Here is an 8,974-nt window from a genome sequence, read left to right as displayed (position 1 = left end):
GTAAGCTCTGCCTCGCCATCCCTGGCTCGGAAGGTCACAGTTCCGCCTGTGCCTGAAAATGAGGTGTATGTCTGCGGGCATATAGGTAGCTTCAAACAAGTTAACTCTCACAGAATTGCACCAATTCCCCCTTATGAGGGAAATCCAGCAGCGCCTATGTCGGCAGCAGCGGTGCGAGCAACCCTCGAGGGCGTTAAGCGGTCACATCCGCGCTCCTTGACTGAGGCACGCTTGAGCGAAGCGATGGATTTGCGGGGCGGCACTACATGTTTTTGTTAATTGCTAGAACTTGTCTCCAGCAACATACTGTCCATTTACATGCAACTTCAGTTTCACGGTAAAGATGGCATGAGCAAAGACTTCTACAAGGTGCTCTACACCTTCTACTACAATCTTTTTTGCTACCAATGGCGAGTTCTTGTCCAGAGCAAAAAATGAATTATCCTTTACTACTATTTCGCCATCTACAAATAACTTTGCTCCACTAAACCAAGTGTTTTCAAACTTGATGTGTGTATTACCAATATTCGTTTCTATAACTTTCTTTGGCACAGATATTCCCTCTTTGTGCAATTAACGCTTTGCTTTGGGACCGTAGAGAAGCGCAGCATATATAGAGGTCCCAGCCGCGTAGCGGCGATAACAGTAATTTGTTATGCGATATTTTGAGAGTAGAGATTCTCATCAAGTTCTCGCCTTAAATCTGAGCCAGATGAATTGAACAATGTTTCTATAGACTCAACGATTTCATCATTTCGCTGCTTCGTAACAGAGAACGCTTCCACTGCTTCACGCGTGACCAATGTTGCTGCTATTGGATTGCAAAGTATGGCCCAATCGGAATCAGGATACCAAAGAGCAACAAACAAGCAATTGCCGCGCTCAGGGTGATTAGCAGCGTTGACGTTACCGCCCAAGTTTTGAAGCAACCGCAGAATACTATTATTTTTTGAGTTAAAGGCGTTTTCCAGGTTCTCGAACTTGTGGTTATTTTGCCTATGGCGGCGCCAAGCATAGTTTACGTGGCAGGCGCCAAATTCAGGCCGAATATATGCTCGATCTTGGATTAATTCCAAAAAATCAAGCTAAAAATCAAGCCACCCACTGTAAAACAATAACTTAATCTTCTTTCAGTCTGCGTTCAAGCACCAGTATGGTATTTGAGCACCCGGAGGTAGAAAGATATCCGTGAGTTGCAGAGGTTTGATGAAATCGAACATATTTCACGCAAAAATGCGATATTTGAGCTGTGCTAGCCCTACCCATGGTTCAGGGGATTTCAATGACAGCGGTTGAGTTAAATAGCGTGGGGTTCAGGCCGTTTGAAAGTACTGACAGCTGGTTGCAAAATGTCGTCGTCGCTTCTCCAAGTGTTCGCAGTAACAGCTGAGCTCTTGCAAGGTGCCCACCGGGCCACGAAATAGTTTTCCAAATTCAGTGGTAAGCTTGAGCCAGTTCTCATGAGGGATATTCAACCGCGTCAGTAGCTTGGTACTCTTTTCACTTATCACGCCACGTTTATCATCGCGAATACAACGCCCGGTATCATCCACCAATTCAAGATAATCCTTGAGCCCAAACGCAATACCACTGGGCTGATTACTGCATTCATTGCCAATAAAGGGCAGTAGCTTGGCGGGTTGTTCGCATTTCAAGGCTGCCTGAATACGTAGCTGAATGCTGGTATGTTCCGACTGCTCAGGCGTATCGGCCATCTTTGCTCTGATGGGATTGAGGTCAACGTAGGCCATGCAGGTTAACACGGCGGCTTCATCCAGTAAGGCTTGCGACTTAAATCTTCCCTCCCAGAATCGGCCTGTACAGTTATCCTCTTGATTGGCTTGACGCGCTATCGGTTCATTGAGACAACGCATAAACCAGCTGATGTCACATAACCTGCTGCGATAAATCGCGATAGTATTCTTCAGCCTGGGGACTTCATACGCTTCAATCAGCTCACCCTGGGTGAATTTGCGGGTTAACTCGTCACCTTTGAATAACTTATGCCATTGCTCAAGCACTTCTCTGTCTGTCCATCGGTTTGCTATCTCTATATCGATATGCAACACCAGATGCAGATGATTACTCATGATGGCGAATGCCGCCACATCAATGGCAAAAACAGCTTCCAGTTCAAACAATAACGATTCCACCCATCCACGGCGGTGGTCATAATTTTTACCCGAGTAGGCATCATCACCACACAAGAAAGCTCGCCGTACCACGCGGCTGCAACAGTGGTAGTAAGATGTATCTTCAAGGCTGATTTGAGTTCGGCGAGGGCGCGGCATAATAACCTCCTTGTTAAATGCTTAAACAAAGCATAGTCGGTGGCTAACTACCGCGCCATTAACGCAGGGTGTCCATATTCTCATACTCGCCATAGAGAGAATCTACTTCAAAATTATTCTCTTCGGCCCACTTGGCAGGGACGAACTCAATGGGAACTTGCCAAACGGCCACTTAACTCTCCTGCAACATAACAGTTGTATAGTACGCATGCGCGTTTTAGTCCTCGGAGGAGTGTAAACGCGCATCGCTATCTGTTTGTATTTGCTGGATATAATACCATTTAGTCCTAATATCCCTTGCAGCTAAACGCGCATGCGAGGTTTCTAAACCTATTATCTACCAGCTGTATTTTTTAACATTATGAATTTAACAGTATTTCCTGCAATATTACGGAAATAACGCGCAAGCTTAGCTGCAAATTCCCGGCATTTTGTCCAGAACGTCAATAATACTGTGTAAAAAATCAGTTCTGAGGTGCTTTTCATGAGCGCCGCAAACGCTACAACCCAAGCCCTACAAAAACGTTAAGTAAAGCCATGGCTACCGCACGGGTCCAAACTCTGTTCGTCCCTGCATTCCGCTGAAAACGAAAAAGTGTTGCTGTTTCTGACCTAAAGCTTAAGGAAGCGCTAAAGCTAAGCGCTTGAATTAGCTTTACAATAGCCAGTACTGAATGTGAAAACAATTAGCCAAAGGTCAAGTTTTGACAAAGGCAACAACACCCTGATTTGGTTTGTTTTTGAAGCAGAATTGACTGAGTGTTTGCATTCTTCCCTGTTTTTGACGGTCACAGTCCCACCAGAACTAGAGCCTGAAAATTAGGTGTATGTCTGCAAGCACTTCAGATATTTCAAGCTACTCCATTCTTACAGAATTGCACCAACTCCCGCTCGAAGCGGCCGCAGGGCGTTGATGACAATCGCGTAGCGAGGCATGGATGCCGAAGCAGCGCCAGTCGAATCAGGGATGAGCGTCTGGCGCGATAGCGAATTGGCATCATAAGCACAAGGGGTTTTCCGCTGCGTCGCGGGTCGCTGGGGGTTTGGAAAGGGGGCGAGTCGATACAGCCCCCTTTCCTCGGGTGTGGGGAGAAGCTCCACGACTTTGGGCCGCTGGCACAGCGGCTAATATAGCTTCCAGCTAAAAGTTCCTAAGTTAGTATTGGCGAGCTTCCGGCCACGATGTAGTCCATCACCTGCGGTGCGCCTTTCGCACAGGCGATCCTGTGACACGGCGTGAATACGTCCCTGTTTTCGACGGTCACAGTTCCGCCTGTGCTTGAAAGTGGGGCGAAGCTCCACGACTTTAGGCCGCTGGCACAGCGGCTAACATAGCTTTCAGCTCAAAATAGCCAAAAACATTGGTTGGGCCTCCGGCGGCGGATGTTTCCCATTGCCTGCCAACACAGGCATAAAAAAGGATGACCTTGGGTCATCCTTTTTAGCAACTTACTGAGTTGATATTAGATCAGAGTCTATCCAGCACTGCTTGGGTGAAGTCTGTGGTGCCATGGGTACCACCGAGATCACGGGTAGTGCGGTCGCCTTCTTCGATAACCGCAGAAACGGCGGCGCGAATGGCGGCGGCTTTATCTGACATACCCAAGTATTCCAACATCTGGATAGATGCCAGGATCACTGAAGTTGGGTTCGCCAGGTTTTTGCCGGCAATATCCGGGGCACTGCCGTGAACCGCTTCAAAGATAGCGGCGTTGCTGCCGATGTTGGCGCCCGGGGCCATGCCCAGACCACCCACCAGACCGGCGCAGAGATCTGACAGAATGTCACCGAACAGGTTGGTGGTGACTATCACGTCGAAGTTTTCCGGGTTCATCACCAGCTTCATGCAAGTGGCGTCAACAATCATCTCTTCGGTAGTAATATCCGGATAACGCTGGCTGACTTCACGGGCCACTTTCAGGAACAGGCCTGAAGTCGACTTCATGATGTTGGCCTTGTGGACTATGGTCACCTTCTTGCGACCTTCCTTGCGAGCCAGTTCATAGGCGAAGGTAGCAATCTGCTCGGCACCCTGACGGGTAATGATACTGGTGGCTTCGGCAATGGCGCCGTCTTCAGACAACTTTTGTCCCAGGCCTGAGTACATACCTTCAGTGTTTTCACGCACTGTGATGATGTCTATGTTCTCATATCTGGCTTGGGTGCCCTTGAAAGAAAGCACAGGACGTACGTTGGCGTACAGGCTGAACTTCTTACGCAGGGTTACGTTGATGGAGGTGAAGCCTTCGCCAACAGGCGTTGTCAATGGGCCTTTGAGGGTGATACGGTTCTTCTCGATGAGATCCAGCGTGCGCTGAGGCAGGAGCTCACCGTGTTTTTCCAGAGCAGTCAGACCGGCATCGGCAAATTCATATTCAAAGTCGCACCCCGCCTTATCGAGAATTTTCAGAGCTGAGTCGATAATGCTGGGGCCGATCCCGTCACCAGGGATCACGGTAATAGTTCTTTTTGACATGGAGAGGTCCTTCCACGGTTGGTCGTTACTGCTATTTATCAGACCATGTCAGTGACACGGTTTTCGACTGAGAATTTTGTGATTTAGATCGCCGCTATTCTATACACATTCAACGCATTTTCACAGGGAATAGTGAGCAATCTCACGCTTTTTTCTGTAGGCTGACTTGCTAAAAAGTCGGCGTCTGACCATGATGGAACGCCAACAAAATAAAAAGTCTACTTTAGTCTAACAACAATGAAAAAGAGGACGATCTTGAAGTTAACGCCCTTAGCATCGCTGCTGTTGCTGTCAGCCGGTTTCGCTACCGCAGTCAGTGCCCAGAGCAGCCCCTCACTGACCCTCAAGGATATAATGCAGTTTGAGTCGATTACCGATCAGGTTCTCGACCCACAAGGCAAGGTGCTGGCCTATAGTGTCGCGCCGGATCGCGGCGACAGCCGTGGTGTGGTCAAGTCACTGGCCAATACCAAGGTTTATGATGTCGCCGGTGGCTCCAAGCCGCAGCTGTCAGCCGATGGCCGTTACACTACCTTTACTCTGGCGCCTTCGCTGCTGGAATCGGAAAAGCTTGCTCCCAAGGCGCGCAAGAAGCTGAAAAAAGGCCTGTTGCTGCTGGATAACACCACTGGTGAGCAGCGCCGCTTTGAGCGGGTCAAGTCTTATGCCTTCAGCGAAGATGGTACTTTGCTGGCTATCTGGTATGAGGCCGATGAAGAAAGCAAAGAGAGCGCAGAGACAAACGGCATTGATGCCAAAGAGGCCTCAGCCAAAGCAGCCAATCAAGCATCCGCCCCCGAGGCTCCAGCAGCCAAAACGCCGAAACTGGATGCCGGCAGCAGTTTCGAGCTGTTGTCGCTGGCAAGCGGCAAGTCACAGCGTTTCGAGCATGTGACCGCCTGGCAACTGGCTTATAACGGCAGTGTGCTGGCACTGGCGCAAAATGACAGTGCAAGTAATAGTCACAGCATCTCTGTGCTCGATACCCGCAGCTTTGAACTCAAATCGGTCAGCAGCCAAGCCGACAAGCAGTTTGGTGCCCTGGCACTGAGCCGTGACGGCCGCTATCTTGCCTATACCCGAGGTGATGCGGCGCTGGATGCGAATGAGCGCCCCTATGCCTTGTCTCTCTACGACAGAGAGTCGGGCAAACTGAGCCAGATATTGCCAAGCAAGGGCGACAGTAAGGGTTGGCTCATTAATCGCCATGCCAAGCTGAGCTTTTCGGCCGACGGTGAGCGGCTGTTCTTCGGCCGGGTGCCCGAGATAAGCAAGCAGCTGCAAATTCCCAAGGTGGAGCAGAGCAGCGACCTGTACGACACCGCGCTGGTAAGTGCCCAGCGGGATCTACGCCTGTGGCACGGGGATGATCCGCTGATCAAGCCCAACGAAGTCAAACAGTATGAAAAAGAGCAGAGCCGCACTTATCTGGCTGTGCTGCATCTTGGTTCGCGCAACCTAGTGCAACTGGCCGACCGCAAGGTGCCGGACATTGAGCTGAGCGAACACAAGCGGGTGCTGCTGGGGAGCTCTGATATTCCCTATCGCAAGATGATCACCTGGGCCGGTTTTTACCGGGATTTTTACCTGGTGGATATCAATACCGGTCACAAGACCCGGGTATTGACCCAACAGCCAAGCGGCAGTGCGCCAACCCTGTCACCGGCCGGTAAATACCTGGCCTTTTATCAGCAGGGCGGCATCTATCTCTATGATGTGGCCAGTGGTCGCAAACATAACCTCAGCAGCAAGCTCAAGGTCAGCTTCGCCGATGAAGATCATGATTATCCATCTGCGGCGCCCGGCTATGGCTTCGGCCCCTGGCTCGAGGATGACTCAGGCCTGCTGGTGTATGACAAATACGATATCTGGCAGTTTGATACCCGCTCCCACGACGGTTTTATGCTGACAGGCGGTGAGGGCCGCAAGCAGCAGCAAAGTCTGCGTATTGAAGCTCTGGCCCAGCCAGACAAGGCTTATCCGGCCACTGTGGCGCGCAACCAGGCTGTGTTGCTGCAGGGCTATAGCCACAAGACCAAGGCCGACGGTTTTTACCGTGCGGTTATCGGCCGGGCTCAACTGACGCCGCTGTTTGCCAAAGACAACAAGCTGTCTGTGCTGGCCAGAGCCGACAAGGGTGATACCTTGCTGTTCAGTCAGGAGCGTTACGACAGCTATCCAGATCTCTACAGCTCGGCTTTGCTTGAGCCAGCCAAGGCGGTCAAGCAAACCGACTTTGATGCCCAGCGCCGCAAACTGCCTTGGGGTAAGTCAGAGCTGGTACACTGGCGCGACGGTGATGGTCGTGCAATGGACGGCGTGTTAATCAAGCCTGCCAACTATCAAAGTGGCAAGCGTTATCCTGTATTGGTATATTTCTACCGCTTTATGAGCGATCGCCTGCACGCCTTCCCGGACATGAAAATCAATCACAGGCCCAACTTTGCCTGGTATGCCGCCGATGATTACGCCATCTTTCTGCCGGATATCCGCTTTGAAGTCGGCTATCCTGGTATCAGCTCGGTCAAGGCATTGACCGCCGGAGTGCAGAAGCTTATCGACATGGGGATTGCCGATCCGGATGCCGTCGGTATTCAGGGCCACTCCTGGGGCGGTTACCAGACAGCTTTTGCCGTGACCCAGACCAATATCTTCAAGGCCGCAGTCAGTGGTGCCCCGGTAAGCAATATGACCAGTGCCTACAGCGGCATACGTCACGGCACCGGCCTTGCCCGTCAGTTCCAGTATGAAACCGGCCAGAGCCGTATCGGTGAAAGCCTGATGCGCGCGCCGCAGAAATACATAGAAAACTCCCCCGTGTTCTATGTCGATCGCATTCAAACGCCGATGATGATCATGTTCGGTGACAAAGACGATGCCGTGCCTTGGGAGCAAGGGGTTGAACTGTACCTGGCAATGCGCCGCGCCGGAAAAGATGTGGTCTTGCTGCAGTATCAGGACGAGCCGCACCACTTGAAGAAGTATCCCAACAAGCTGGATTACAGTGTGCGGATGAAAGACTGGTTCGATCATTACCTCAAGGGTGCCAAGGCCCCCGAGTGGCTTGAAAAGGGTGAAGCTTATCGCGAGCCCAAGGCGGAAGACTGAACTCCCTTTCTGCCCAAATAACTCACAGAGGCGGCCCAATTGGTCGCCTTTTTTTTCTGTTTATAGGGGAGGGGCAGGGCGATACGTACTCAAGCAGACTTGGGATGTTAAGTGTTATCTTTGGCAGTCGTTGTTGGGCAAAAGCGAGCCCGCCTTGTGTACCGACTGATGCTTACTCATTATTGTCTGCAGTAATTAAGGTTTTATTGTTTGTAGAAAGGCGTTTTACTTGCTCGGAAATTACATTGTCAAATTTTATCGATAGCAACTCCCAGAAGACCAAACATGTTGCCTGAAACTTCATCGCCAGAAAGGTAAATCTGGCTATCATTTGACTAATGAATCTCCATTTTATTCAACTACACAGATATCCTTTCTCTTGCTTTATATCTATTTAGCCAAGATTCACCAGAATTTAGAACTGCGCGCGACATTCTTATCTTGCTCAATTTTCTCAAAACAGATACAGCTAAAGAAAAAAGATACCCAATGTTGTTAAATATTTGGGCACTCTTCAGATGTGTCAAATGTGTAAGCAATTAAACTGGTCTTAATTTTACCTTCTTCATATATGTTGTGAAGTGCATCAAATATTTCTTTTGAAAAGAAAATTTTACTCATTCCTTTGGGCTTGAATACGTGTTGTCTACATGGTGGAAGCGATTTTATTTTATCTTCGGAAAGATAATGCTGAGTCATTGCTTTGGAAATGTTTTTGCTTTTGTCAACTACATCAACAATATTGTTTACAGCTATTAAGTAACGCCCGCTAGTTGTATCCTGGCCGGCACAAGCGAGTTTGGCGGGGTAAAAAGCTATGCCATACGGGTCAAAGCTCATTATAACATGAGCAATTTCCTTGGTAACATTAAAGCAACCTAGTTTTATTAAGTCTAAAGCATCAATATGATCCAGGTCGTTATCTTTCCAAACTATAGACTCTGAAATAGACGTAGGGTTAAAGTCATTATCCTTGTTATAAAAGAAAGATCTTTTATCATCGTACACAAAGAAAGAGTCTCCTTCATTAAAATCTTCGGTAATTGACCTTTCCCCGAGATTAGTACCAATCTCTTGATGAGATTTTCCAGCTTATGCT

The 8,974-nt window shown here is 49.3% G+C and carries 6 protein-coding genes; 1 reads left to right on the top strand and 5 read right to left on the bottom strand.

The annotated features are described in order from the left end of the window. Positions 1–282: 282 nt before the first annotated feature. The 4 genes from ON072_RS20560 to ON072_RS20545 form a co-directional block, all read right to left on the bottom strand. Positions 283–552 carry a hypothetical protein gene (locus ON072_RS20560; RefSeq protein ID WP_144380526.1) on the bottom strand — a complete coding sequence of 90 codons (270 nt, stop codon included), beginning with the start codon at positions 550–552 and terminating at the stop codon, positions 283–285. A 101-nt stretch (positions 553–653) separates the two neighbouring features. Beyond that, positions 654–1,076 (bottom strand): hypothetical protein, encoded by a 423-nt coding sequence (locus ON072_RS20555; protein ID WP_129586123.1) that lies wholly within the window; start codon positions 1,074–1,076, stop codon positions 654–656. A 237-nt stretch (positions 1,077–1,313) separates the two neighbouring features. After that, positions 1,314–2,291 carry a transposase gene (locus ON072_RS20550; RefSeq protein WP_144380525.1) on the bottom strand — a complete coding sequence of 326 codons (978 nt, stop codon included), beginning with the start codon at positions 2,289–2,291 and terminating at the stop codon, positions 1,314–1,316. Positions 2,292–3,759: 1,468 nt separating this feature from the next. After that, on the bottom strand, positions 3,760–4,767 hold the full coding sequence (locus ON072_RS20545; protein WP_025011991.1) for an isocitrate dehydrogenase: 1,008 nt from the start codon (positions 4,765–4,767) through the stop codon (positions 3,760–3,762). Between the two features lie 255 nt (positions 4,768–5,022). Between ON072_RS20545 and ON072_RS20540 the strand changes: the two genes are divergently transcribed. Next, positions 5,023–7,875 (top strand): prolyl oligopeptidase family serine peptidase, encoded by a 2,853-nt coding sequence (locus ON072_RS20540; protein WP_261753326.1) that lies wholly within the window; start codon positions 5,023–5,025, stop codon positions 7,873–7,875. A gap of 495 nt (positions 7,876–8,370) precedes the next feature. Here the strand turns inward: ON072_RS20540 and ON072_RS20535 are convergent, their stop codons facing one another. Beyond that, positions 8,371–8,883, bottom strand: coding sequence for an imm11 family protein (locus tag ON072_RS20535; RefSeq protein ID WP_261753327.1), 513 nt, complete (start codon positions 8,881–8,883; stop codon positions 8,371–8,373). Between the last annotated feature and the right edge of the window lie 91 nt (positions 8,884–8,974).

The organism is Shewanella sp. K8 (assembly GCF_028823715.1).
Lineage (GTDB): Bacteria > Pseudomonadota > Gammaproteobacteria > Enterobacterales > Shewanellaceae > Shewanella > Shewanella algae.
The sequence above is the reverse complement of the archived record's forward strand: the minus strand, read 5'-3'. Positions and strand labels throughout refer to the sequence as shown.

Coding starts and splice junctions, on each gene's coding strand:
- ON072_RS20550 (WP_144380525.1), bottom strand. CDS start 2,291: ATGCCGCGCCCTCGCCGAACTCAAATCAGCCTTGAAGATACATCTTAC.
- ON072_RS20545 (WP_025011991.1), bottom strand. CDS start 4,767: ATGTCAAAAAGAACTATTACCGTGATCCCTGGTGACGGGATCGGCCCC.